Origin of the sequence: Leucobacter sp. USCH14, from assembly GCF_037619215.1 — a bacterium.
Lineage (GTDB): Bacteria > Actinomycetota > Actinomycetes > Actinomycetales > Microbacteriaceae > Leucobacter.
The window spans coordinates 79981-104865 of the sequence record NZ_JAQPZP010000001.1; the positions used below are offsets into that span (position 1 = coordinate 79981).

21 protein-coding genes are annotated in these 24885 nt (G+C 69.0%); 15 read left to right on the forward strand and 6 right to left on the reverse strand.

What is annotated here, in order from left to right; translation table 11 throughout:
- Positions 1-5: 5 nt before the first annotated feature.
- Complete coding sequence (locus tag PQI23_RS00400) at positions 6-1136, reverse strand: mannose-1-phosphate guanylyltransferase (RefSeq protein WP_339970623.1); 1131 nt, start codon at positions 1134-1136, stop codon at positions 6-8.
- A 221-nt stretch (positions 1137-1357) separates the two neighbouring features.
- Between PQI23_RS00400 and sdhC the strand changes: the two genes are divergently transcribed.
- Genes sdhC through PQI23_RS00425 form a run of 5 tightly spaced genes read left to right on the forward strand, consistent with a single transcriptional unit; the run spans position 1358 to position 5881 of the window.
- Positions 1358-1774, forward strand: a complete 417-nt coding sequence (gene sdhC / locus PQI23_RS00405; protein WP_336662772.1) for a succinate dehydrogenase, cytochrome b556 subunit — start codon at positions 1358-1360, stop codon at positions 1772-1774.
- 17 nt (positions 1775-1791) lie between these two features.
- Positions 1792-2235 carry a succinate dehydrogenase hydrophobic membrane anchor subunit gene (locus PQI23_RS00410; RefSeq protein WP_339970628.1) on the forward strand — a complete coding sequence of 148 codons (444 nt, stop codon included), beginning with the start codon at positions 1792-1794 and terminating at the stop codon, positions 2233-2235.
- A gap of 45 nt (positions 2236-2280) precedes the next feature.
- The gene (sdhA, locus tag PQI23_RS00415; protein WP_339970630.1) at positions 2281-4113 is read left to right on the forward strand and encodes a succinate dehydrogenase flavoprotein subunit; all 1833 of its coding nucleotides are present in this window, start codon (positions 2281-2283) and stop codon (positions 4111-4113) included.
- Between the two features lie 3 nt (positions 4114-4116).
- The gene (locus PQI23_RS00420) at positions 4117-4884 is read left to right on the forward strand and encodes a succinate dehydrogenase iron-sulfur subunit (protein WP_339970632.1); all 768 of its coding nucleotides are present in this window, start codon (positions 4117-4119) and stop codon (positions 4882-4884) included.
- Between the two features lie 37 nt (positions 4885-4921).
- Positions 4922-5881 carry a YihY/virulence factor BrkB family protein gene (locus PQI23_RS00425; protein ID WP_339970634.1) on the forward strand — a complete coding sequence of 320 codons (960 nt, stop codon included), beginning with the start codon at positions 4922-4924 and terminating at the stop codon, positions 5879-5881.
- Here the strand turns inward: PQI23_RS00425 and PQI23_RS00430 are convergent.
- Positions 5871-7691 carry a sigma-70 family RNA polymerase sigma factor gene (locus PQI23_RS00430; protein ID WP_339970635.1) on the reverse strand — a complete coding sequence of 607 codons (1821 nt, stop codon included), beginning with the start codon at positions 7689-7691 and terminating at the stop codon, positions 5871-5873. The two genes, PQI23_RS00425 and PQI23_RS00430, sit on opposite strands and share 11 nt — an antisense overlap.
- A gap of 533 nt (positions 7692-8224) precedes the next feature.
- Between PQI23_RS00430 and PQI23_RS00435 the strand changes: the two genes are divergently transcribed.
- Positions 8225-9532 (forward strand): thymidine phosphorylase, encoded by a 1308-nt coding sequence (locus tag PQI23_RS00435; RefSeq protein WP_339970636.1) that lies wholly within the window; start codon positions 8225-8227, stop codon positions 9530-9532.
- Between the two features lie 49 nt (positions 9533-9581).
- On the opposite strand, the gene PQI23_RS00440 is transcribed toward PQI23_RS00435, so the two are convergent.
- The 4 genes from PQI23_RS00440 to PQI23_RS00455 all read right to left on the reverse strand — a co-directional run bounded on the left by PQI23_RS00440 (position 9582) and on the right by PQI23_RS00455 (position 15366).
- Positions 9582-10505, reverse strand: a complete 924-nt coding sequence (locus PQI23_RS00440) for an ADP-dependent NAD(P)H-hydrate dehydratase (RefSeq protein WP_339970637.1) — start codon at positions 10503-10505, stop codon at positions 9582-9584.
- A complete protein-coding gene (locus PQI23_RS00445) occupies positions 10502-12259 on the reverse strand; it encodes a phospho-sugar mutase (RefSeq protein ID WP_445238394.1) in 1758 nt (585 codons plus the stop codon). Before PQI23_RS00445 ends, PQI23_RS00440 begins: the two co-directional genes overlap by 4 nt.
- Before the next feature lie 366 nt (positions 12260-12625).
- Positions 12626-13855: a flavin monoamine oxidase family protein gene (locus PQI23_RS00450; RefSeq protein WP_339970639.1), complete on the reverse strand. Its 1230-nt coding sequence runs from the start codon at positions 13853-13855 to the stop codon at positions 12626-12628.
- 158 nt (positions 13856-14013) lie between these two features.
- Positions 14014-15366, reverse strand: coding sequence for an MFS transporter (locus PQI23_RS00455; protein ID WP_339970640.1), 1353 nt, complete (start codon positions 15364-15366; stop codon positions 14014-14016).
- A 335-nt stretch (positions 15367-15701) separates the two neighbouring features.
- Here PQI23_RS00455 and PQI23_RS00460 point away from each other — a divergent pair, with 335 nt between their 5' ends.
- The 9 genes from PQI23_RS00460 (at position 15702) to PQI23_RS00500 (ending at position 24857) form a co-directional block, all read left to right on the forward strand.
- Positions 15702-16280, forward strand: a complete 579-nt coding sequence (locus tag PQI23_RS00460; RefSeq protein WP_339970641.1) for a helix-turn-helix domain-containing protein — start codon at positions 15702-15704, stop codon at positions 16278-16280.
- Between the two features lie 56 nt (positions 16281-16336).
- On the forward strand, positions 16337-17455 hold the full coding sequence (locus tag PQI23_RS00465; protein WP_339970642.1) for an ABC transporter substrate-binding protein: 1119 nt from the start codon (positions 16337-16339) through the stop codon (positions 17453-17455).
- An 11-nt stretch (positions 17456-17466) separates the two neighbouring features.
- Positions 17467-18348, forward strand: a complete 882-nt coding sequence (locus tag PQI23_RS00470) for an ABC transporter permease (protein ID WP_339970643.1) — start codon at positions 17467-17469, stop codon at positions 18346-18348.
- Positions 18348-19154 (forward strand): ABC transporter permease, encoded by an 807-nt coding sequence (locus PQI23_RS00475; RefSeq protein WP_339970644.1) that lies wholly within the window; start codon positions 18348-18350, stop codon positions 19152-19154. The genes PQI23_RS00470 and PQI23_RS00475 overlap by 1 nt, the downstream gene beginning before the upstream one ends.
- Complete coding sequence (locus tag PQI23_RS00480; RefSeq protein ID WP_339970645.1) at positions 19138-20154, forward strand: ABC transporter ATP-binding protein; 1017 nt, start codon at positions 19138-19140, stop codon at positions 20152-20154. The genes PQI23_RS00475 and PQI23_RS00480 overlap by 17 nt, the downstream gene beginning before the upstream one ends.
- Positions 20155-20232: 78 nt before the next feature.
- The gene (locus PQI23_RS00485; protein ID WP_339970646.1) at positions 20233-21603 is read left to right on the forward strand and encodes an NAD(P)/FAD-dependent oxidoreductase; all 1371 of its coding nucleotides are present in this window, start codon (positions 20233-20235) and stop codon (positions 21601-21603) included.
- Between the two features lie 26 nt (positions 21604-21629).
- Positions 21630-21992, forward strand: a complete 363-nt coding sequence (locus PQI23_RS00490) for a cupin domain-containing protein (RefSeq protein ID WP_339970647.1) — start codon at positions 21630-21632, stop codon at positions 21990-21992.
- 7 nt (positions 21993-21999) lie between these two features.
- Positions 22000-23202, forward strand: coding sequence for an NAD(P)/FAD-dependent oxidoreductase (locus tag PQI23_RS00495; RefSeq protein WP_339971135.1), 1203 nt, complete (start codon positions 22000-22002; stop codon positions 23200-23202).
- Positions 23203-23243: 41 nt separating this feature from the next.
- Positions 23244-24857: an amidohydrolase gene (locus tag PQI23_RS00500; protein ID WP_339970648.1), complete on the forward strand. Its 1614-nt coding sequence runs from the start codon at positions 23244-23246 to the stop codon at positions 24855-24857.
- The last annotated feature ends 28 nt before the right edge of the window (positions 24858-24885 follow it).

The following is a 24885-nucleotide window of genomic DNA, read 5'->3' on the forward strand; positions in this document are numbered from 1 at the left end:
GCCGTTCAGAGCAGGTGCCCCCCGCCCGTCACCTTCATGCGGCTGACGAGGTTCTTCACGTCCTGCGCCCGACTCTTCGACGTCACGAGCAGCACATCGGCTGTATCCACGACGACGACGTCCTCGACCCCGACGAGCGCGACGAGGCGGCTGCTCTCGGAGACCACGATGCCGCTCGATGCGTCGGAGAGCACCTGCGCACCGTCGCCGAGCACAGCGAGGTCGCTGCCCCGGCCTCGGGTCAGCAGGTTCGCCACAGACGCGAAATCTCCCACGTCGTCCCACTCGAAGTGCGCGGCGACGCAGACCATCTTGCCCGCCGCCGCGGCCGGCTCCGCCACGGTGTAATCGATCGCGATCTTCGGAAGCGTCGGCCACAGGCGCTCGCGCACATCGGCGCCGCGCTCGGTGTCCCAGGCCGCGGCGATCTGCCGCAACGACGCCACCAGGGCGGGCTGCTGCAGCGCCATCTGATCGAGCAGCACGGTGGCTCGTGCGATGAACATGCCCGCGTTCCAGAGGTAGCCGCCGTCCGCGAGGTAGCGCTCGGCCTGAGCGGCATCAGGCTTCTCGACGAACTCGGTCACGTCGTACACGTCGAACGGCGCGAGGTCGCGGCGCGCGTCTCCGGTCGAGATGTAGCCGAAGCCGGTCGCGGCGTGCGACGGGTGAATGCCGATCGTCGCGATGTACCCCTGATCCGCCGCCTGCACCGCGGTGGTCACCGCGCGCTGGAAGAGCACATCGCCGCGAATCACATGATCCGCTGCGAACGAACCGAGGATCGCGTCGGGATCGCGCAGCTCCAGGATTGCGGCGGCGAGACCGATCGCCGCCGACGAATCCTTCGGCTCACTCTCCGTCACGAGGTTCTCGGCGAGGAGGTCGGGAAGCTGCTCGGCCACCGAGTCGCGATGCGAGATGCCGGTCACCACCATGGTGCGCTCGGCCGGCACGAGCGGGGCGAGTCGGTCCCACGTCGCTCGGAGCAGCGAGTCGCCCGATCCGGTGAGATCGAGGAGGAACTTCGGGGCGTTGGCCCGCGAGAGCGGCCAGAGCCGAGACCCTACGCCGCCCGCGGGAATCACGCACGTGAGACGTTCGATGGCTGGGGCGGGCGCTGGGCTCTCGGTCATGCGTTCAGCCTAGTGCGCGGCCCCACCCGGGCCCTCGATCATCTGATGAAACCCGCACCGTCGCCGTCGTTCTGCCCGTACGGGAGCGCTCGCGAAAGGTGTCATAATGGTTCCGCAGTGGATTCTCAGCCATGCTTTGTGTCGGGGATACCCGCGCGTGGCGAGATGGCTATGTCAGCCGCCGAGTGCGACTCGGCGAAGCCCGACGAAGGAGGAAGCCTGTGTCAGCCCAAACGGCAGCAGCCGCACCCGTGGCGAGGAAGAAGGTTCGCCCCGGTGGCACCCTCTACCGCGGTAACGAGGGAATGTGGTCCTGGGTGCTGCACCGCATCACGGGTGTCTCCATCTTCTTCTTCCTGCTCGTGCACGTGCTCGACACCGCCCTCGTGCGAGTCAGCCCGGAGGCGTACAACGCCGTCATGAGCACGTACAAGACGCCGGTGATGGGACTCGGCGAAGCCGTGCTCGTCGCAGCGATCGTCTTCCACGCGTACAACGGCATTCGCATCATCCTCGTCGACTACTGGAGCAAGGGCGCCAAGTACCAGCGCACCATGTTCTGGGTCGTCATGGGGCTCTGGGCGGTCACGATGGCGGGCTTCCTGCCCCGCCACCTGATGAATGTATTCGGACACTGAGCGCGAGGAGAACAGACATGTCTTTGACGATTGACGCTCCGCGCGCCAAGACGCCGGCGAAGAAGCGCACCAACTGGGAGAAGTGGGGCTGGATCTACATGCGCGTTTCGGGCGTTCTGCTCGTCGTGCTCGTATTCGGCCACCTCTTCTCGAACCTCATGATCGGCGATGGCGTGCACGCCATCGACTTCGGCTTCGTCGGAGGCAAGCTCTCGCAGCCGTTCTGGAAGGTGTGGGACACGCTGCTCCTCTGGCTGGCGCTCATCCACGGCGCGAACGGCATGCGCACCATCGTGAACGATTACGTCGTACGCCCGCGCCTCGCGAAGGGGTTCAAGGTCGCGCTGTTCCTGTCGGCCGCACTGCTCATCCTGCTCGGCACCATCGTGATCTACACGCTCGACCCGTGCCCCGCGGGCGCAGACCCGGCGCTCGTCGCGTCGTTCTGCCCGACGCCGTAACCCCCGCGCGCTGCAACGGATTTCGAAACGAAGAATAGGATTCACGTGACCACAGACACCCACCAGGGCGAAGACGTCACCGTCAAGGACGGCGTCACCTATCATCAGTTCGACGTCGTCATCGTCGGCGCCGGTGGCGCGGGCATGCGAGCCGCGATCGAGGCGGGCCCCAAGGCCAAGACCGCCGTGATCACGAAGCTCTACCCGACGCGCTCCCACACGGGAGCAGCGCAGGGTGGAATGGCCGCGGCGCTCGCGAACGTCGAGGAGGACAACTGGGAGTGGCACACCTTCGACACGGTCAAGGGCGGCGACTACCTCGTCGACCAGGACGCGGCTGAGATTCTGGCACGGGAAGCCATCGACGCGGTCATCGACCTCGAGAACATGGGCCTTCCGTTCAACCGCACTGCCGAGGGCAAGATCGACCAGCGCCGCTTCGGCGGCCACACGCGCGACCACGGCAAGGCCGCGGTGCGCCGCGCCTGCTACGCGGCCGACCGCACGGGCCACATGATCCTGCAGACGCTCTTCCAGAACTGCGTGAAGCTCGGGGTGAACTTCTTCAACGAGTACTACGTGCTCGACCTCGTGATGACCGAGGTCGACGGGGTGCGCAAGCCCTCGGGCGTCGTCGCGTACGAGCTCTCGACCGGCGATCTCCACGTCTTCCAGGCGAAGTCGATCGTGTTCGCCACCGGCGGCTTCGGCAAGATCTTCAAGACCACCTCCAACGCGCACACGCTGACCGGTGACGGCGTCGGAATCGTGTGGCGACAGGGGCTGCCGCTCGAGGACATGGAGTTCTACCAGTTCCACCCGACGGGCCTCGCCGGCCTCGGGATCCTGCTCACCGAGGGTGCCCGCGGCGAAGGCGCGATCCTGCGCAACGCCTCGGGTGAACGATTCATGGAGCGCTACGCGCCCACCATCAAGGACCTCGCACCGCGCGACATCGTGGCGCGGTCGATGGTGCAGGAAGTGCTCGACGGCCGCGGCGCCGGCCCGCACAAGGACTACGTGTACCTCGACTGCACCCACCTCGGTGCAGAGGTGCTCGAGACGAAGCTCCCCGACATCACGGAGTTCGCGCGCACCTACCTGGGCGTCGACCCCGTGACCGAACCGGTGCCCGTCTTCCCGACCGCGCACTACGCCATGGGCGGTATTCCGACCAACAACGACGCCGAGGTCCTCTCCGACAACACGACGGTCGTTCCCGGCCTGTACGCCGCCGGCGAGTGCGCCTGCGTCTCGGTGCACGGCTCGAACCGACTCGGCACCAACTCGCTGCTCGACATCAACGTGTTCGGCAAGCGCTCGGGCAACAACGCGGCCGATTATGCGAACCGTGCCGAGTTCGTCCCGCTTCCCGAAGATCCGGCCAAGATGGTGCGCGAGATGGTGGAGGGGTTCCGGAGCGGGACCGGCACTGAGCGCGTCGCGGATCTCCGCCGCGAACTGCAGGAGGCCATGGACCGCGGCGCCCAGGTGTTCCGCACCGAGGAGTCGCTCACCGAGGTGCTCGGCGTGATTCACGGTCTGCGCCAGCGGTACCTCAATGTCGGCGTGCAGGATCGCGGCAAGCGGTACAACACCGACCTGCTCGAGGCGATCGAACTCGGCTTCCTCCTCGACCTCGCGGAGGTGCTCACCTACACGGCGCGCAACCGCAAGGAGAGCCGAGGCGGCCACATGCGCGACGACTACCCGAAGCGCGACGACGAGAACTACATGCAGCACACGATGGCGTACCTGTCGGGGGACCCGCACTCGGCCGACCCCGAGGACCACATTCGCCTCGACTGGAAGCCGGTCGTCGTCACCAAGAACGAGCAGGGCGAGTTGCGCTACCCGCCGCTGGAGAGGAAGTACTAGGTCATGAGCACTGCAACTGCTGAAGCTCCCGTCGCCGAGGCTCCGGAAGCGCCGAAGCCCTTCACGGTCACTCTGCTGATCCGCCGATTCGACCCCGAGTCCGGTCGCGACGCGTTCTGGGAGGACTTCGACGTCGAGATGTACCCGACGGATCGAATCCTCGACGCCCTGCACCGCATCAAGTGGGATCAGGACGGCACCCTGTCGTTCCGCCGCTCCTGCGCGCACGGCATCTGCGGGTCGGATGCGATGCGCATCAACGGCCGCAACCGCCTCGCGTGCAAGACGCTGATCAAGGACCTCGACATCTCGAAGCCGATCTACGTCGAGGCCATCAAGGGGCTGCCCCTCGAGAAGGACCTCATCGTCGACATGGAGCCCTTCTTCGCGGCCTACCGCGAGGTGCAGCCGTTCCTCGTCGCGGGCTCCGCTCCCGAGGGCGGCAAGGAGCGCCTGCAGACGATCGAGGATCGCGAGCGCTTCGACGACACCACGAAGTGCATCCTCTGCGCCGCGTGCACGACGAGCTGCCCGGTGTTCTGGACGGACGGGCAGTACTTCGGCCCCGCCGCCATCGTCAATGCGCACCGCTTCATCTTCGACTCGCGTGACGACAACGCCGAGGTGCGACTCGACATCCTGAACGACACCGAGGGCGTGTGGCGCTGCCGCACCACCTTCAACTGCACCGACGCCTGCCCGCGCGGCATTCAGGTCACCAAGGCCATCGCCGAGGTCAAGGCCGCGATCCGCACCGGCAAGGTCGCATAACACGCCTCGAGGCTCGATCCTCGCTCGCAACAGCTGAATGACGTCGCCCCGGAACCACTCCGATCGCTCGGAGGATTCCGGGGCGACGCTCGTCTCCGAGGTGGTCGAGCGAGGCAAGCAGCGGTGGCAGTGGGCACAGAAGCTGCGGCCCGTTCGTGCGTACCTGCACTTCTCGGACGTCGGAGGGATCGTGCTCTCCGGGGGGATGAGCTACCAGGCCCTGTTCGCAGTGTTCGCTGCGCTGTGGCTCGGCTTCGGCATCTTCGGCATCGTGCTGCGCGGCCGACCGGAACTGCTCGATTCCGTGATTGCGCAGATCAATCTGTTCATCCCCGGACTCGTCGGTGCCGACGGTGCGGTCTCGATCGACGAGCTGATGAGCGCCCGTGCCTTCGACTGGTCGAGCGTCATCGCCGGGCTGGTGCTCGTGTGGGTCGCGCTGAACTGGTTCACCGGCACGCGTCGGTCGATCCGGATCATCTTCGGTCTCGACGTGCGTCTCTACCGCAACCCGGTGCTGCTGAAACTGCGTGACTTCGTGCTCGCGATCATCTTCTTCGCCGCGATCCTCGTCTCGGCAGCGCTCACGGTGCTGAGCTCCAATCTGGCCGACCAGTTCCTCTCGTGGATCGGCGCGAGCGAGACCAACTGGTTCGTCGGCACACTGGGCACCGTGCTGCGGTACGCCGCGGTGTACGTCTTCGACATCGTGCTGCTCGTCGCCATGCACCGGTACCTCGCCGAAGTGCGCGTACCCCGATGGCGTCTCGTCGTCGGCTGCGGTCTGGGGGCGCTCGTCATGCTGGGACTCAAAGCGCTCGCCGGGCTGCTCATCGGCGGAGCGACGAGCAACCCGCTGCTCGCGACGTTCGCGGTATTCGCCGGTCTGCTGCTCTGGTTCAACCTGATCTGCCGCACCCTGCTGCTGACATCTTCGTGGATCGTGACGGGGATCGACCCGCAGCTCGGCCGCCCGGCGGGTCAAGCTAAGGAATAGGGCATCCCGGACCAGCTGGAGCTTCGCTCGCGGCGCCGAGGTCGATGGAAGTCCATCCGGAGGCCTGCCCGTCACTCGTGGTGAGCTGGACTTCGATCATCCCATCGGCGTTCATGTCGGGGAGGGGAATGGGATTGCTCGTGTACCAGATGCCGAGGCCGCCGGGGCCAGGAATGACCTGCATCCGCTCGTCCTGTTCAAGCGCTTCGCCGTTCGAGACGATACGGGAGGCCACCATCGCCCCGAGCATCTCCGAACGGCCCTCGATGTACACGGTGTTGCCGGGGCAGAGCGCCCACCGCACGTGGGTCGGGGCGAGCGGGTCGGGCTCGGGCTCCGGTTGGGGCTCGGGCTCCGGTTCGGGCAGGGGCTCCGGTTCGGGCTGGGGCTCCGGTTGGGGCTGGGGCTCCGGTTGGGGCTGGGGCTCCGGTTCGGGCTGGGGCTCCGGTTCCGGCTGCGGCTCGGGTTGCGGAGTAGGGGCCGGGTCGGGGCGCGGGGCGGGGTCGAGCGAGGGGTGCGGATCCGGCTGCGCGTTCGCGCCATTCACCGGAACAGCCGGCTCGGAGCTCGGCACCCCGACCTCCTCGATGGGCACATCGACGCCCGCCTCGGGCTCGGCGGCGCTCGTACCGCCTCCGTCCCCGCCATCGGTTTCCCGGATCGGCTCCTCTGCATCGTCGACGTGCCGTTCCTCCTCGGCCCCGGGTTCCTGCTGACGCGGCTCGGACTCCGACTCCGCTTCCGGGTCGATGGGTGCCTCAGCGGCGATCGCCGGCGTGCTCGACGCCTCGGTGGAACGCGTCAGGTGGACCGCCCCACCGCCGATGACGAGGGCCGCGGCGGTCGCTGCGGCGATCAGGAGCGTGCCCGACACTCCGCCGAGAATGCCCCCGCTCACTACGGTGCCCGCCGAAGCGGATCCTGCAGACCCCGCCGACCCTGCCGACCCTGCAGACCCTGCAGACCCCGCCGACCCGGTCGACCCGGCAGACCCATCGGCGAATCCGGCCGCCGTCGCGGGCGCCGCTGCGCCGAAGTTCCCGAGGAAGCTGAATGCTGATCCGCCGCCGAGCAGGATTCCGACGAGTACGAGCGCGAGTTGCCGGTTGAGCACCGTGTATTCGGCTGCGACGCCGGCGCACGTTGCGCAGGAGTCCAGATGCGCCCTGACCTCGCGGCTCGCCGCGGCAGTCAGCTTGCCTCGCTGGTAGCGCTGCAGCCGATCGAGCGTCGATCGGCACTCGGCGTCGCGAAGCTCGCGGTCGACGTGCGCCTCGACCCAGGCCGAGCGGAGCGCTTCACGAGCTCGCTTCGCGAGGGCGGAAACACCGTTGGGCGTGAGCCCGAGAATCCGCGCGACATCGCGCGGCGGCATGTCCTCGACCTCGGTGTACCAGAGCACAGCCTGCCAGCGCTCGTTCAGCGTGGCGAAGGCCCGAGCCGCTGCATTGCGGTCGAACGCGCCGTCCTCCCACGGGCCGGCCTCGGTGAGGTCGGGAACGCCGTCGAGGTCGTCGTTCGCATCCTCAGGGCTCCGCCAGGAATCGACTGCGATCGACTGGATCGTGCGGTAGAGGTAGGGGCGGAACGCGCCCTGCGGGCCGCGGCCCTTGCGCACGAGCTCGAGAATGCGCAGGTACGCCTCAGAGACGATGTCGTCGGCGGATGACGCAGAGCCGAGATGCCGTGCGGCCGCGCGGCCGGCGGTGCTGTGGCGCGTCCAGAGCACCGCGAACGCGGAGGTGTCTCCTGCGCGCACCGCGTCGAGCAGCTCCGCATCAGAGCGCTCGGCATGCGCTGAGTCAGCCATTCTGGGGTCTCCTCATACTCCTGGTACCCCAACTGACCGAGAACCGCCCATGCGAAGTTCTCGCATCGCCGCGCACACACCGCGGCGAACCCCCGCCCTCTAGTATGCGGCGAATCTCGAGAAAATCCGAGTCTCGGCAAGTTTTCCCACGAAGTTCGGCAACCGTGCGTCACGATCCGCCGGATTTCGCGTGTTACAGGCGAGCTCGGTTCTCGTCTCACCCCCAACCCCAGAAGTACCCCGAGGCGGGAGCCGAGCGCTCACTCGAAATTCACCCCCGATCTTCACCTGGAGCCCGTCGATGCGTCAACGCCGACTTTCCCGACGCCGTCAGCCGGCGACATGGACGCTCACGATACTCGCCGCCCTCGCGATCACCTGCGCCCTCTTCGCCGCGCTGGTTCTGGCTCCCGCAACATCGGAGCTCGTCGGGCAGACGCCCTCCGCGTCTTCGGCCGAAGCACTGATCTGCGTCGGCGCTGTCGTGGCCTTCGGCGCCGCACTGGCGACCCGGGGCGGTCTACGCTGGAGACATGGAGCAGCAGCGCGCGGTCGAACCGCACGACGTGGTCGACCTCATCAACGCGAAGCGGAACGGGCGGGCACTCGCCCCTGACGAGATCGCCTGGCTGATCGACGCGTTCACGCGCGGGGCCGTCGCGCCTGAGCAGATGAGCGCGCTCCTCATGGCCATCGTGATCCGCGGCATGGAGCGCGACGAGATCCGGGCCATGACCGAGGCGATGATCGCGAGCGGCGAGCGCATGGACTTCACACGACTGGGCCGCCCTGCGATCGACAAGCACTCGACCGGCGGTGTCGGCGACAAGATCACCCTGCCCCTGGTGCCGCTCCTCGCATCGCTCGGAGTCGCTGTGCCGCAGCTCTCGGGTCGCGGGCTCGGTCACACGGGCGGCACGCTCGACAAGCTCGAGTCCATCCCGGGGTGGCGGGCATCGCTCTCCAACGACGAGATGATCGCGATGCTCACCGACATCGGCGGGGTCATCTGCGCGGCGGGATCGGGCCTCGCTCCGGCGGATCGCAAGATGTACGCCCTCCGCGACGTCACCGGCACGGTTGCAGCCGTGCCGCTCATCGCTTCGTCGATCATGAGCAAGAAGATCGCCGAGGGTGCGGGGGGACTCGTGCTCGATGTGAAATTCGGATCGGGCGCCTTTCTCCCCGAGGTCGCCGACGCGCGGGAGCTCGCGACGACGATGGTGCGGCTCGGAGCGGATTCCGGCCTGGAGACCGTGGCGCTGCTGACGGACATGGATGCGCCGTTGGGGCGCGCGGTCGGTAACGCGAACGAGGTGCGGGAATCGGTCGAGGTGCTCGCCGGCGGCGGCCCCGCCGATGTCGTCGGGCTCACCCTCGCCCTGGCGCGGGAGATGCTCGCGCTGGCCGGAATGCCGGACATCGATCCTTCACCCGCCCTCCACGATGGACGCGCGATGGACGCCTGGCGGCGCCTGATCGCGGCTCAGGGCGGCGACCCGAGCGCCGCACTCCCCGAAGCCCGCGAGCACGAGATCGTGCGAGCCGACGCCGACGGATACGTGCAGAGAGTCGACGCGAGGGCGGTCGGGGTCGGAGCGTGGCGTCTCGGTGCGGGGCGAGCGCGGCCGGGCGATCCGGTCGACCACGCCGCGGGCGTCGAGGTGCTCGTACGGCCCGGCGACCGCGTGCGTGCCGGTGACGCCCTGTTCATCGCGGGCTGCGATCACCCGGGAAGAATGGCCCGGGGGCTCGAGGCGCTGCGCGGAGCAGTTGAGGTCGGCAGCACCGCCCCCGATCCTCGACCGCTCGTGGCCGGCCGCATCACCGCTGAGTCCTGAACCTCCGGCTCGTCCCTGCGCGGGCACGGCACGAGTCGCGCCGGCGCGTCTATCGGTGCTGCGCAGCGAGTTCGGCGAACGCGCGGGGGATCGCGGCAGCGACATCCGACGCGACGATCGGCCGGCCTGTTCCGTCTGCTCGCTCATCCCCCGACGCCTGGCGCGCCGCGTGATCGTGCAGCAGCGCGGCGGTCGCTCCGAGGCGCCCGAGCAGCTCGTGATCAGGGGGAGTGTCGGCGGATCGGCCCGCGACGAGGGCTCCGAGAATTCCGGCCAGCACGTCTCCCGTTCCCGCGCTCGCGAGCCACGGTGTCGCCGGCCCGATAGAGCGCGTCCAACCTTCGGGCGTGGCGCACACGGTCACTGAGCCCTTGAGCAGCACCGTCGCATCGAGCACGGATGCGAGGTGCGCTGTCGCCCGCGCGCGCGGTGCGGGGTCGGTGCCGCGCGAGTCCCAGTCAGCGGGCAGGTCGCCGAGGTCGGCGGAGCGCCAGAGCCGCTCGAATTCACCGCCGTGCGGCGTGAGCACGACCGGCGCGGTGCGACTCGCGCACTCGGCGATCAGGTCGAGTGCACCGGCGTCGACCACGACCGGGGCGCCGCCGCCGAGCAGTTCGTGCAGCTCCCTGAGCTCTGCGGCCGAACGCGTGGCCGCGTCAGTGCCCGACCCGATGACCCAGGCGTCGCACGATCGCCCGGTGGGCGGGCCGAGCACCGTCTCGGGCCGTGCGGCCAGCACTGCTGAGGCGGGCGTCGGGAGGCCGAACGGGGGCGCCGCGTCATCGACGGGAGGCACGTAGCGGAGCATGCCGATACTGGTGCGCCACGCAGCGCTGACGCCGAGCACGGCAGCGCCCGGGTAGTGCGCGGCGCCGGTGCGCATGCCGAGCACGCCGCGCCGGTACTTGTCATCGTGCGGGCCGGGCCGTCGCAGCACTGCCGCAGCATCGCTCGCGGTCCACTGCTCGCTCACGCGGAAGCCGCTTCCGTTTGCAGCCCCTCCAGGTACGCGCGAACCGATCGCTCGAGTTCGCCCAGGGCGCGCTCCGCAGTGGCGCGTCGCTCCGCGGCCGTGCCGACGTCGCTGAACGTGTCCAGGTACACCTTCAGCTTGGGCTCCGTGCCGCTCGGCCGAATCATCACCCGCGAACCGTCGGCGAGATCGTAGCGGAGCACGTCTGCCGGCACCTCGGCGGCGCCGGGGTCCAGCAGGTCGCGTGCCGTCGCGACCGCGACCGTGCCGAGCTCGCGCGGCGGATCCTGACGCACCCGAGCGGAAAGGGCGGAGGCGGCAGGCATCGACGCGAGTCGCAGCGTCACCTGACCGCTCGCGAAGTGGCCGAAGCGCTCGCTCGCCTCGTCGAGCCGATCCCAGATCGTGCGCCCCTGCGAGGCGAGCTCGCGAACCATCGCGATCGCGTCGGCGCTCGCGGAGATGCCGTCCTTGTCGCGTACCACCGCGGGGTGGATCAGGTAGCCGAGCGCCTCCTCGAACCCGAACACCAGGCCGGGAACGCGGGACACCCATTTGAACCCGGACAGCGTTTCGGCGTATGCGAATCCGTACGCCTCGGCGACGGCGCGCAGCGCGGGCGACGAGACGATCGTGCACGCGAGCACCCCGCTCACGGCGACCTGACGCTGTTTCGCGTCTGCGGTCGCTCGTTCGGCGGCCCGCCAGCCGAGCAGCAGGCCGAGTTCGTTGCCGGTCAGCCGCCGATACCCGGAAGCCTCGGCAGGGTGCGGGGCTGCGAGTGCGAGACGATCCGCGTCGGGGTCATGAGCGACGATGAGGTCGGCCTGCGTCGCCCGAGCGGTGCGGATGGAGAGATCGAGCGCGCCGGGCTCCTCGGGGTTCGGGAAGTCGACGGTGGGGAAGTGGCCGTCCGGCATCAGCTGCTCGCGCACGGGCGTCACGCGCGGCAGCCCGGAGGAGAGGAAGACGCGCTGGGCGAGCTCGGCGCCCACGCCGTGCATCGCCGTGTACACGACACGGATGTCGGTGTCTGCTCCGATCGCCACGCCGGGCGCATCGGTCCGCTGCGGCAGGCCCGCGAGCACGGCCGCCGACGTCTCCGAAACGTAGGCGTCCGCGACACCGCTGCCCAGCACCGAGTAGCCGTGCGATCGCGGAAGATCTTTCACCGGAGTCGCTGCTGCACGCTCGATGTGCGCGGCGATCTCGGCGTCAGTCGGAGGGGCGATCTGCGATCCTGCATCGTCGTCACCGAGATACACCTTGTACCCGTTGTCGCGCGGGGGATTGTGGCTCGCTGTGATCATCACGCCGGCCGACACGTCGAGGTGGCGCACTGCGAACGCGGTGAGCGGGGTGGGGCCCGCCTCGGGCAGCAGGTACGTCGCGATGCCCGCGCCGCTCATCACCTCGGCGGTGTCGCGGGCGAAGACCGCGGAGCCGATGCGCCCGTCGTAGCCGATGACGACGGAGGGGGCGTCGCGCGATCCGCGTCGCTCGGCCTGCTCTCGCAGGTAGGCGGCGAACCCCGCGGAGGTCTGCGAGACGACGACGCGATTCATGCGCATCGGCCCCGCACCGAGGCGGCCGCGGAGACCGGCCGTGCCGAACGCGAGCCGGCCGTCGAAGGCGGAGGCGAGCTCTGCGATGGCGGTTTCGTCGCCGCGCCCAGCCCGGTCGATCAGCGCTCGAGCTTCGGCGCGCGTCCTGGCGTCGATGTCGGCATCCGCCCAGGCCGTCGCCTCGGCCATCACCGCTTCCACCTGCTGGGCCGTCAGTGCGCCGTCACCGTCCGCGTCCTGCGGTCTGGCGTTCGCACGCGCTCGCCGCGGCGATCCCGTTTCGGACTCAGCCATCTCGGCATCTCCCTTCCCCTGGTACAGCCGGTCTCAAGCTACCACTCCCATCCCCGTTCAGCGGCCACGGTCATGCTGCCGTGCGATGATGGTGGGCGCGCTCGAGACCCGGGCGTTTCTGTCGAGAGGAGACCGCGATGTGCTCACCGGTCCGTTGTTCCACCTGCAGCAAGGTGACCTGGGCGGGGTGCGGCCTGCACGTCGAGGAGGCCCTCGCCGGAGTCGCGAAGGATCAGCGCTGCAGCTGCGCGCGCTAGCGGATCACGCCGTGAGGTGCTGATGCAGCGCCGCGGCGGCCCGGTATCCCGAGGCGACAGCGCCCGACAGCGACTGGGCGAGCCCCGTGTGCTCCCCCGCGATCGCGACGCGCCCCGCCGAGCGCTCGAAGGCGTGCATGTCGGCCTCCTCCCAGTCGAGGCCGGCTGCGGTGTACGAGCCGCGAGTGAACGGATCGTCGGCCCACGTGGTGAGGAGCACGTCGCCGTCGATCTCGAGCTCGGGTCGCATCTCCCGCATGGCCCGCACCCAGCCGTCCGGCCCCGATTCCACGCCGAGCGCGTCGAGTGCGAACGGGCCGCCGGCGAACGATGACAGCGCTTTGATGCGGTGCTCCCCGTCTGCCGACAAGGATCGCCACGACCACCAGGTGTGCTCCGGATTCTGCAGCGCGATGTCGTCATCCACGTGCGAGAGGGGGACTCCGAGCTTCGCAGCGACGGCCATGAACCGATGGTCGAGCGCACGCTGCTGAGCCTCCGGAAGTTCGAAGCCGAGCTCGAGGTCGCGCAGCACGGGGAGCGGCACGGCGAGCACCGCGGCATCCGCGTCGATCCGCCGACCGTCGGCGAGCGTCACCTGTACGGCCGATGCGGTCTGCTCCAGGCCGGAGATGGGGTGCTCGAGGCGAACCCGATCGCCCATGCGGCGAGCGATCTCGATCGACAGGCTCTGGTTGCCTCCGACGAGACGCCCGCCGTCTTCGACGTACCCCGCCGAGGATGGCGCGTCGCGCAGCAGCACGGCTTCAGCGCTGACGAGAGTCGGATCAGCCGCCGCCGAGGTCGTGGTGCGCCGATAGACGGGGTCGAGACGGTACTCGGGTCCGAGCGCTTCGGCGAAGGCGCGCTCGAGCGAGACGCGCGAATCACCGTCGGCGAGCATGGAGCGCAGCGTGCTCGCCACGCGTTCGACGGTTTCTCCGAGCTCGTCGAAGGTGATCACGCGGCCGTTGACGGTGCGGCGCCCGTATCGCACGTTGTGCGAGAGGATCGGCACGCCGATCTCCGCCGCCAGGCGCCGTATCGGGAACTCCGTGGGGAAGATGTATTCGCCGCCCCGCTCCGTGATCTCACCGTTGCCCAGACGCGCTGACCATGTGCGCCCGCCCACGCGATCCTTCGCCTCGAGCACTGTGCACCGATGACCGGCTTTTTCGAGCTCCCACGCGGCGGAGAGGCCGGCGAGACCGGCCCCGATGACGACGATGTCCATTCCCTGTTCCTCCTCGAACGCGGCTCGCACCCGACCTTGCTGAACGCTCTGTTCAGTGGCCTGCCGCTCACTGTACAGTCGCAGGAATTTGGGCGCAACGGCGACGGCCCGCGCGCATCCCCGGGGAGATGCGCGCGGGCCGTGCGGAAGAGGAGGTATCAGGCGTCGATGTCGACGTGCTTGGTCTCCTTCGTGAGGAGCAGCGATACGAACGTGATCAGGCCCGAAGCCGAGAGGTACAGGCCGACGAGCAGCGGGCTGCCGTCGGCGAGACCCCAGAGCCAGACCGCGACGATCGGAGCCAGTGCCGCACCGAGGATCGACGACACGTTGTAGGCCACCGCCGAACCCGTGTAGCGAACGTTCGTGGGGAACATCTCGGGAAGGAACGCGCCCATCGGCCCGAAGGTCAGCCCCATGAGCGTGAAGCCCAGTGCGAGGAAGAACATCACCATCGGCGTGCTGCCGCCGCCGAGCATCGGCACGAACAGCAGACCGAACAGCACGATTCCGCCGGTCACCACGAGCAGCGTCTTGCGACGGCCGAAGCGGTCGGCGAGGGGGCCCGAGACGAGGGTGAAGATGCCGAAGAAGACGACGCCGAACACCAGCATCAGAATGAAGGAGTTGTACGTGTAGCCCGCGCCGGGCACTTCGGCGTCGGTCGGGCGAGTGCCGTACGTCAGCGTGTAGGAGGTCATCAGATAGAAGAGCACGTAGGTGGCGAGCATCGCGAACGTGCCGAGGATGAGGCCCTTCCAGTGGAACTTGAACGCCTCCGCGATCGGCATGCGCTTCACACCGCCCGACTGCTTCGCCTGCTCGAACGCGTGCGATTCGACCAGCTTGAGGCGCACCCAGAGGCCGACGATCACCATCACGGCCGAGAAGAGGAAGGGGATGCGCCATCCCCAGTCGAGGAACGCGGATGAGGGCTGGCCCGGGTTCGAGGGATCGGCGAGCAGATGGTTGATCACGTAGAAGAGCATGTTCGCGATGATGAAGCCGATCGGGGCGCCCAGCTGCGGGAACGTGCCGTACCAGGCGCGCTTGCCCGCCGGGGCGTTCTCGGTCGCGACGAGCGCCGCACCCGACCATTCGCCGCCGAGCGCGAAGCCCTGGGCGAGGCGCATGATGAGCAGCAGCACGGCCGCCCACACGCCGACCTGGGAGTGCGTGGGCAGCAGCCCGATCGCGAACGTCGCGATTCCCATTGTGAGCAACGATGCGACCAGCGTGGTCTTGCGGCCGAGGCGGTCGCCGAGGTGACCGAAGAAGATGGCGCCGACCGGACGGGCGAGCATCGCGGCGCCGAAGGTCGCGAAGGAGGCGAGCAGCGCGGTCGTCTCGTTGTCGGACGGGAAGAAGAGGTGCGGGAAGACGAGTACCGCCGCGGTGGCGTAGACGTAGAAGTCGTAGAACTCGATGGTCGTGCCGACGAGGCTCGCCAGGATCACGCGCGAGCGCGAATTGCGAGGCTGGGTCGACGGAAGGGCAGTGGTGACTGACACAGTGCGGCTTTCGGAAAGGAGTGCGAATGTGCGAGCAACTCGAACCCGGATCGGGCTCAGTGCGCGACGTCGGGCGTGCCCGCTTGTGGCAGACCCCGTAATACTACGCTCGATCCGCGCGCGATGAGAACGAACACGTGAGTGGTCGGAGAAGTGCAGTAGTCGGCTGCACCGTGCACAGTACCGACCTTTCACGGGCGCGGCCCCTCTGCGGAGATCACGAACGTGTATCGCTCGTTGCGAGATGCGAATCGGCGCTGTACGGTGGGACCGAATTCACTGAACGCTCTGTTCAGTATCCGCATTGGTGCGGTACAGCGGTTCGAGGAGGAACCATGTCGGCAGATGACGCGCTCGAGCTCGGGCGACGCGTGGCTGCGCTGCGCGAGGTGCGCGGCATGAGCCTGCGCGCGCTCGCCGCAGCCGCCGGTGTCAGCTCCAGCTTCTTGAGCCAGCTCGAGAACGCTCGAACGAATGCGAGCGTCGCATCGCTCCGCAAGATCGCGATCGCGCTCGGCGTCTCGCCCGCGCAGCTGCTGGACGACAAGCTCGCGCACACGCGAGGCGTGCTCCGCGCAGCAGACCGGCCGACGCTGCCCCTCGAAGGGGCCGACAAGTACGTGCTCTCGCTGCCGCCGCTGCGCAATCTCGAGGTCTACGCGGGGCACTTCGAGCCCGGCGGTTCGACCGGCGCCGATCTCTACACGCACGGGCAATCGCAGGAGATGCTCGTCGTCACCGTCGGTGAGATCGTGCTGCAGCTGGGCGAGGATCGCTACACGCTGCGCACCGATGACTCGATCGAATTCTTGAGCTCGGTGCCCCACCGGGTCGTCAACGAATCGGACGCGCCGGCGAGCGTGATCTGGATCAACAGCCCGCCGACGCCGGTCGAAGAGGCCCACAGCGCTTGACGACACCGCGCACGGCACGCCGCACCATGCATGACCATCAATGGAGAGGACGCATCATGAAGAAACGAATCGCCCGCACACTGACGACGGGCCTGGCTGTCCTGGGAGCCGGCGCACTGCTCGCCGGCTGCTCGGCGCCCGGCCCGGCCGCAGACATCGACCTCGGCAGCGGCCCGGCTGAAGTGGGCACCGTGAAGGAGGGCGCGCTCGACGGGATGAACCTGACGTTCGTCTCCTGGGGCGGCGTGTTCCAGGAGGGGCAGATGGAAGCGGTCGGCCGACCGTTCGCCGAGGAATCGGGCGCGAACGTGCTCGAAGACGGCCCGACGGAGTACGCCAAGGTGAAGGCGCAGGTCGACAACAACGCGGTCACCTGGGACGTCGTCGACACGGACATCATTTGGGCTCAGAAGCAGTGCGGAGAAGAAGGCCTGCTGATGGACATCGATACGTCGATCGTCGACACGTCGCATGTTCCCGAGGGCCTCGTCGGCGACTGCTACGTTCCCGCGATGCAGTACGGCTACGTCATTCTGTACAACGCCGACACCTATTCGACTCCGCCGACCGGCTGGGATGACTTCTTCGATACGGAGAAGTTCCCGGGCAAGCGAGCGATCGCCGGCTTCGAAGACGTCGGCCCGGGCGTCTACGAGGGTGCGCTGCTCGCAGACGGTGTCGCGGCCGACGACCTGTACCCGCTCGACATGGACCGCGCGTACGAGCGGATCGACACCATCCGCGATGATCTCATCTTCTGGAAGACGGGAGCGGAGTCTCAGCAGATGATCGAGTCGGGCGAGGCCGACATGGCCCTCGTCTGGTCGGGCCGCGGCTACGCCGCCGTCGCGAACGGCGCGAACTACCAGCCGATCTGGAACGAGTCGCTGCAGATCGTCGAGGCGCTCGGCGTGCCGAAGGGCGCGGCGAACCCCGATGCGGCGATGGCCTTCATCAACTACTACCTGGGCAAGGAGCAGCAGGAGAAGCTCACCGAGCTCACCTCGTACTCGCCCGTGCACGATGAAGCCGAACCCGCACTCGACGAGCTCGGGCAGCAGTACCTCGTGACCGACCCGGAGATCGCCGACCAGATGGTCGCGACCGACGCCCAGTGGTGGGCCGAGAACTACGACTCGGAGCTCGAGCGCTGGACGGCGTGGCTGCAGGGATGAGCTGGTAACCCGTGACCACCACGAATCTTCCCGTGGTGCGCGCCGCGAACACCTCGCGGCGCGCACCCGCCCGGGCGCTGCTGCTCCTGCTTCCCGCGTATGCGTTGCTCGTTGGAGTGTTCGCCTACCCGGTGTTCGAGAGCATGTGGCGCAGTGTCAGCGAGCCCGAGCTCGGCTTCGGCAACTACACGTGGGCTCTGCAGAACCCGCAGAATCTCGAGATTCTCGGCCGCACCTTCGGCAATGCGTTCCTCGCCACCGTCATCTGCCTGCTGCTCGCGTACCCCTACGCCTTCCTCATGACCGTGGTCGGGCCGCGGGCGCGCGCTGCGCTCGTCGTCATCTCGCTGATCCCGTTCTGGACCTCGCTGATGATCCGCACCTTCGCCTGGATCGTGCTGCTGCAGGATTCCGGTGTCGTCAACTCGTTCTTCGAGATGCTGGGGCTCGGGCCCTTCCAGCTGCTCCGCAGCAACACCGGCGTACTCATCGGTCTGAGCCAGGTGCTGATGCCGTTCATGGTGCTGCCGCTGTACGCCGTCATGAGCGGCATCGACGGCAGGCTCGTCACGGCGGCGCGCTCCCTCGGGGCGCGGCCGTCCATCGCGTTCCTGCGCGTGTTCCTCCCGCTCTCGATCCCGGGCATCGCGGCGGGCTCGCTGATGGTGTTCATCCAGTCGCTCGGCTTCTACGTCACCCCGGCGCTGCTCGGGTCGCCGTCGGACAGCATGCTCGCTCAAGCCATCTACGCGCAGGTGAGCAGTCTGCTCGAATGGGGTCGCGGTGGGGCGCTCGGCGTGATCCTGCTCGTCGCGACGTTCCTGCTGCTCGCCGTCGTCGGCCTCATCGTGAGATCGGCGCGCCGCAAGGGCCTCGCCGTGGAGGTGTTCTGATGATCAAGATCCATCCCGTCACCCGAGTGGTGCTGTGGGCCTTCAGCGTGCTGGTGGCCTTCTGGCTCATCGCGCCCACCCTCGTCGTGATCCCGTTGAGCTTCACGGGCAAGGCGTCGTTCGCCTTCCCGCCCGAGACCTGGTCGCTGCAGTGGTACGAGTCGTTCTTCTCGAACCGGGCCTGGACCTCGGCGCTCACCAATTCGCTGCTCGTCGGCCTGCTCGTAGCCCTCCTCGCGACGGTGCTCGGCCTCCTGGCCGCGCTCGGGCTGCGGGCGCTCACTCAGAAACGGTTGTCGACCACGCTGCGCATCGGCCTGCTCGCGCCGATGGTCGTGCCGGGAATCGTCGTCGCGATCGGCATCTACGCGGTCTTCTTGAAGCTCGGGCTCGTCGGCACTGTGCTCGGGTTCGTGCTCGCCCACACCGTGCTCGCGCTGCCCTTCACCGTGATCGCCATCACCGCGGGCTTCGCCGGGTTCGACGACCGCCTCGAATTGGCGGCGCTGAGTCTCGGTGCGAGTCGACTGAAGACGTTCCTCACGGTGACGCTGCCGAACATCGTTCCGGGCATCGTCTCGGGGGCGCTGTTCGCGTTCGTCACCTCGTTCGACGAGGTCGTGCTCTCCCTCTTCATCAAGAGCCCGTATCTCAACACCCTCCCTGTACTCATGTACGCGAGTGTCACTCGCGATACCGACCCGACGCTCGCCGCAGCCGCGACCGTCATTCTCGTGTTCACCACCGTGCTCGTGATCGGCGCGCTGGTGCTGACCGGAAGGAAGAATCGTGCCCGACGAGCGTAATCAGCGCGGCGCCGAGATCCTGCTCGCAGGAGTCTCGAAGCACTACCCGAAGTCCATCGCCCTCGATGACGTCTCCCTCCGCGTCGAGGCCGGAGAGTTCATGACCTTTCTCGGGCCGTCAGGATCCGGGAAGACGACCACGCTCAACCTGATCGCGGGATTCACCGATCTCACCGAGGGCTATGTCGAGATCGACGGTCGCCGCATGGACGATGTGCCGGTGCACAAGCGCGGCCTCGGCATCGTGTTCCAGCACTACGCGCTGTTCCCACACCTCTCGGTGCTCGACAACGTGCTGTTCCCGCTGAAGCAGCGCAAGGTGGCGCGGGCGGAAGCTGCGGAGCGCGCCAGAGCGGCGCTCGTCACCGCGGGTCTCGAAGGATACGAGGATCGGCATCCCAAGGAGCTGTCGGGCGGCCAGCAGCAGCGCGTGGCTCTGGCTCGTGCGCTCGTCTTCGAGCCGAAGGTGCTCCTGCTCGACGAGCCGCTCGGCGCGCTCGACAAGCAGTTGCGCGAGCGACTGCAGCTCGAACTGCGCCGGGTGCACCGCGAAGTCGGCCGCACGTTCGTCTTCGTCACGCACGATCAGGAGGAGGCCCTCACCTTGTCCGATCGCATCGCCGTCTTCAACGAGGGCAGGATCGAGCAGGTCGGCACGTCCGAGGATCTCTACGAGCGCCCCGCCTCCCTCTTCGTCGCCGGCTTCATCGGCGAGTCGACGAAGGTCACGAGCGACGACGGTGCATCGATCACGGTCGTGCGCCCCGAGCACGGCGAACTCCACGCGACCCCCGACGGGGTGGCGCCCGGGCGCCCTGCCGTCCCCGTCACCGTGCGCCAGGCGATCTACCTCGGGTCGGGGTGGAAGTACGAGATCGTGCTGCCCGACGGCTCGACCGGCGTCGTGCGCGGCGACCGCGGGCTCGACTGGCTGCACGGCGAGAACGAGTCGGCCTGGCTCAGCTGGAACCCGGGTTCGGCCTCGGTCTTCCCGCTCTGATGCAGCTCGAGGCCGCGCGCCGCTCACGTCACGCTCCACTTCTCCCACACGCCCGATGAGGCAGAAAGACCGATACTCATGATCAACGGCAACGTTTCCCACTGGTGGCAGCAGATCGGCGCGCCGACCCCGCGTGCTGCCCTGCCCGGCAACCTGACCGCCGACGTCGCGATCGTCGGGGCGGGGTACACGGGCCTCTGGACCGCGTACTACCTGAAGCAGCAGCGACCCGAGCTCCGCGTGGTGGTCGTCGAACAGCGGCACGCGGGCTACGGCGCGTCGGGCCGCAACGGCGGCTGGCTGACGAACTCGGTCACGGGCGGCCGCGAGCAGTACGAGAAGACCCACGGCCGTGACGCGGTCGAGCGGTTCCAGCGCGCCATGAACGAGACGGTCGACGAGGTGATCCGAGTCGCCGATGCGGAGGGGATCGACGCCGACATCAAACGCGGCGGCGAATTCGGGGTCGCCTACACCCCGGCGCAGGAGTCCCGCCTGCGGGCGTTCGCGGCGTCGGAGCAGCGGTGGAAGCACACCGACCTCGAACTGCTCGAGAAGGCCGAGGCGCAGGCCAAGATCAACGTCGCCCGCACTCGGGCCGCCGTCTGGCACCCGCACGCCGCGCGCATCCAGCCGGCGAAGCTCGTCGCGGGCCTCGCCGCCGCCGCGGAGCGCCTCGGCGTCGAGATCTACGAGCGCACGCGCGTCGTCGAGATCGCTCCCCACCGGGTGCACACGACGCACGGCACGGTGTCGGCCGAGTATGTGGTGCGCGCCACCGAGGGGTTCACCGCCAACCTCAAGGGACTGCACCGCCTCTGGCTGCCGATGAACTCCTCGCTCATCGCCACCGAGCCGCTCGGCGCCGACGTGTGGGACGAGCTGCGCTGGAACCAGGGGGAGGTGCTCGGCGACTTCGCGCACGTCTACATGTACGCGCAGCGCACCGCCGACGACCGCATCGCGATCGGCGGCCGCGGCGTTCCCTACCAGTACGGGTCGAAGACCGACACCGACGGCCGCACACCGGAGGTGACGGTGGAGACGCTCAGCGAGATCCTGCACCGCTTCTTCCCGGTGACGCGGAACGCCGCGATCGATCACGTGTGGTCGGGCGTGCTCGGGGTGCCGCGCGACTGGGCGGCCACGGTCGGGCTCGACCGGGCGACGGGGATCGCGTGGGGCGGCGGCTACGTGGGCACGGGCGTCACGTCGACGAACCTCGCGGGGCGCACGATCGCCGACCTCATTCTGGGGAACGACACCGAGATCACGGGCCTGCCCTGGGTGAACCACCGGGTGCGCAAGTGGGAGCCGGAACCGCTGCGCTGGCTGGCGACCAAGGGCCTGTACGCCGCGTACGGGCTCGCCGACCGCTCGGAACTGGCGGGGCGCAAGCAGACCTCGCCCATCGCGCACATCGCCGACGTCGTCACCGGCCGGCACTGACACACCATCCGATTGGAGCAGTACACATGAGCACCACCAGCACGGTTCGCACCTACGCCGCGCACGGCACCGACGCGCTTCGCCTGGGAGATCATGAGCCGAAGCCGACCGCGCTGACGCCCGGCCAGACCGAGGCGTCCTCGACGGTATGGAGCGATGACCGTATCTCGACCGGCCTCTGGGAGTGCACGGTCGGCGATTTCACCGCTGAGCGCCTCGGGTACACCGAGATCTGCACGATCCTCTCGGGCCGCGTGACCATCGAGGTCGACGGTGAGGAGCCGGAGTCGTTCGGACCGGGCGACGTCATGGTCATGCCGTCGGGATGGGTGGGCGTCTGGCGGGTGCACGAGCCCCTGCGCAAGCACTTCACGACGATCGCGGACTGAGCCCGTGATGGCGAGAGCGGGCCGCGCCTCGGCGATCGTGGTGGGAGCGGGGGCCTGGGGGCTCCCGGCGGCACTCGGGTTGCAGGATCGCGGCTGGGACGTCACCCTGGTCGAGCGCTTCGAGCCGGGAGGCCCATCGGCCTCCAACGGAGGGAGCACCCGTCTGTGGCGACTGGCAGACACGCAGCCCTGGCGGGCCCGCTCGCTCAGGGGGACGCTCGACGCGATGGAGCGCCTGGGAGCGCGACTGGGGGAGCCCGTCCACCGCCGCACCGGACTGCTCTGGCGGGACGACGCCTCGCTTCCCGCCGTCGCCGAATCACTCGCCTCGATCGGCGAACCCGTCGAGCGCATCGCGGCCGACCGCGTCGCGGAGGTCTTCGACGGTCTGCGCCCCGACGGGCGCGATGCGCTCTACGTGGAGCAGGCCGGAGTGGTGCACATCCACCGGTTGCTCGAGCGATCCCTCGCGGCGTTCATCGAAGCCGGGGGCGACTATCTGCCGCAGACCCGCGTCACCGCGATCGAGCCGGGGCCCGCTTCCGCGACGGTGCGACTCGCGAACGGCGAGAGCCGCACCGCAGACCAGGTGCTCGTCGCGGCCGGGCCGGGAACGGCGGAGCTGCTGCCCGGCCTCGGCATCGCGCTCCCGCTCACCCCCTACATCGAGCAGGTCGTCTACGTGGGCGACGCAGCGGCCGAGCCGCCCGCCCCCGACCTCCCCGGGCTCGTGGACTGCCCGCAGGCGGTGCCATCGGAGCACGGGCCCGATTCCGCCGGGGTGTACGCCATGCCGAACGGAGCACTCGGGTACAAGATCGGGCTCGACCGGCCTCTGCGAGCGCTCGCCGGGGGCACACTCGGCGACGACCTCGATCGCAGCCCCGATCCGGCCCGTACCGAGACGATCCGCGCCCGCGTCGAGCGCGACCTCACCGCGATCGTTCCCCGTGTGCTCGGCGCCCAGGTGTGCACGTGGACCGATTCGGGCGACGGCGACTTCATCATCGGGCGCACCCACCCCTCCGTCGTGCTCGCCTGCGGCGACTCCGGAGAGGGCTTCAAGTACGCTGCGTTCATGGGGGAGTACCTCCCCGCACTCGTGGCCGGCGACCCCTCCGACGAGGAGTTCGACCGGCACTGGGATCCCGCACGCTTCGGCACGGAGACCGCTCCGCGTCGGCACTACAGCCCCATCGGCAGGCACTGAGCCCGCCACCACCTGCACATCGTCACTGAGAACGGAGCATCATGGAGCACACCGGAGGCGACCTCGCGCTGATCGGCGCGGCCCTGCGCAGCAACACGGATGAGACCACCGACGCGACCGCGATCCTGATCCGCTCAGGTCGCATCGAGCTCGTCGGCACCGACGAAGAGGTCGCCGAGGCCGCGGCTCAGTTCGGCATCCCGACCCGCGACCTCGCGGGAGCGACGGTGACCCCCGGCCTCTTCGACTCGCACACCCACCCGCACTGGGCGGCGTCGGTGACCGCGGGCCTCGACCTCGGCGGGCTCGAGACGATCGAGGAACTGCGATCCGCGCTCGCCGCAGAGCACGCGCGCCTGCCGGAGGGGGCGTGGCTCCGCGGGTGGAACCTCGAATACGAGGCGTTCGAGCACACGGGGATGCGCGGCGACCTGCTCGCGGATGCCGCTCCGGGGCGACCCGTCGCGCTCATCTGCTACGACCTGCACACCGGGCTCGCCACCGCCCCTGCACTCGAAGCGGCCGGCATCACGGGAGCTCGCGACTTCGACGACGCGAGCGAGATCGTCGTCGACGATGCCGGGGCGCCCACGGGCGAGCTGCGCGAACCCACCGCGTACAACCTCGTGTTCGACGCCGCGCCCCGCCCGGCGCCCGATGAGGAGCGCGACGCGCTGCGCGACATGTTCCGGCGCCTCGCGTCGGTCGGGCTCACCGGCGGTGCGATCATGGACGGGAAGGACGCCACGGTCGAGCTGCTCGCCGAGCTGGAGGAGCGGGGCGAGCTGGATCACCGCCTCACCGTGCACCACTGGCACGCCGTGGGCGACACCGACGCCGACGTGGAGCGCGTCATCGCGGCGAAGGATCGCGCCGGCCGCCTGTGGCAGACCGGCGCCATCAAGCTCTTCAGCGACGGCGTCATCGACACGGGCACCGCCTGGCTGCACGAGCCCGACGCGTGCGGCGACGGGCGCGCCGCGTTCTGGCCGTCGTGGGAGCGGTACGGCGAGGTGGTGCGCGCCTACCACGACGCGGGCATGCTCATCGCCACGCACGCGGTCGGCGACTACGCCGTCAGCCGGGTGCTCGACGTCTACGCGGGGCTCCCCGAGCGCGACGGCCTGCCGTTCCACTCCATCGAGCACCTCGAAGTGCTCTCGGACGCCGACGTCGAGCAGCTGCGCGGCAGCGGGGTGACGGCCTCGATGCAGCCCCTGCACATGCAATGGCGGTCCTCCGATCACAGCGACACCTGGGCGAAGCGGCTCGGCGAGGGGCGCAACAGCACCGGGTACCGGGTGCGCGACGTGCTGGACGCCGGTGCCAGGCTCGTGCTCGGGTCGGACTGGCCGGTGGCGCAGTACGATCCGCGCATCGGCATGGCGTGGGCGCGCGGGCGGCACACTCCGGGCGACCCGTCTGCGAACGTGTTCGAGCCCGCGCAGCGGCTCACCGGCGAGGAGGCCCTGCTCGCGTACACGCTCTGGCCCGCGCGGGCGAGGGGTCACGCCGATCGCGGCGTCATCGCCATCGGTGCGGCGGGCGATCTGACGGTCTGGGCCGCGGACCCCGTGGCGACCGATGCCGACGCGCTGCCCGAGCTGCCGATCGTGCTGACCGTCGTCGACGGCCGTATCGTCCACGAGGCGTAGCGGGGCGCCCCTCCCCTCGTGCGAGCGG

Coding starts and splice junctions, on each gene's coding strand:
- PQI23_RS00425 (WP_339970634.1), top strand. CDS start 4,922: ATGACGTCGCCCCGGAACCACTCCGATCGCTCGGAGGATTCCGGGGCG.
- PQI23_RS00490 (WP_339970647.1), top strand. CDS start 21,630: ATGAGCACCACCAGCACGGTTCGCACCTACGCCGCGCACGGCACCGAC.
- PQI23_RS00435 (WP_339970636.1), top strand. CDS start 8,225: ATGGAGCAGCAGCGCGCGGTCGAACCGCACGACGTGGTCGACCTCATC.
- PQI23_RS00500 (WP_339970648.1), top strand. CDS start 23,244: ATGGAGCACACCGGAGGCGACCTCGCGCTGATCGGCGCGGCCCTGCGC.
- PQI23_RS00475 (WP_339970644.1), top strand. CDS start 18,348: ATGATCAAGATCCATCCCGTCACCCGAGTGGTGCTGTGGGCCTTCAGC.
- PQI23_RS00400 (WP_339970623.1), bottom strand. CDS start 1,136: ATGACCGAGAGCCCAGCGCCCGCCCCAGCCATCGAACGTCTCACGTGC.
- PQI23_RS00495 (WP_339971135.1), top strand. CDS start 22,000: ATGGCGAGAGCGGGCCGCGCCTCGGCGATCGTGGTGGGAGCGGGGGCC.
- PQI23_RS00445 (WP_445238394.1), bottom strand. CDS start 12,259: ATGGCCGAGGCGACGGCCTGGGCGGATGCCGACATCGACGCCAGGACG.
- PQI23_RS00450 (WP_339970639.1), bottom strand. CDS start 13,855: ATGGACATCGTCGTCATCGGGGCCGGTCTCGCCGGCCTCTCCGCCGCG.
- PQI23_RS00410 (WP_339970628.1), top strand. CDS start 1,792: ATGTCTTTGACGATTGACGCTCCGCGCGCCAAGACGCCGGCGAAGAAG.
- PQI23_RS00460 (WP_339970641.1), top strand. CDS start 15,702: ATGTCGGCAGATGACGCGCTCGAGCTCGGGCGACGCGTGGCTGCGCTG.
- PQI23_RS00430 (WP_339970635.1), bottom strand. CDS start 7,691: ATGGCTGACTCAGCGCATGCCGAGCGCTCTGATGCGGAGCTGCTCGAC.
- PQI23_RS00485 (WP_339970646.1), top strand. CDS start 20,233: ATGATCAACGGCAACGTTTCCCACTGGTGGCAGCAGATCGGCGCGCCG.
- PQI23_RS00420 (WP_339970632.1), top strand. CDS start 4,117: ATGAGCACTGCAACTGCTGAAGCTCCCGTCGCCGAGGCTCCGGAAGCG.
- PQI23_RS00465 (WP_339970642.1), top strand. CDS start 16,337: ATGAAGAAACGAATCGCCCGCACACTGACGACGGGCCTGGCTGTCCTG.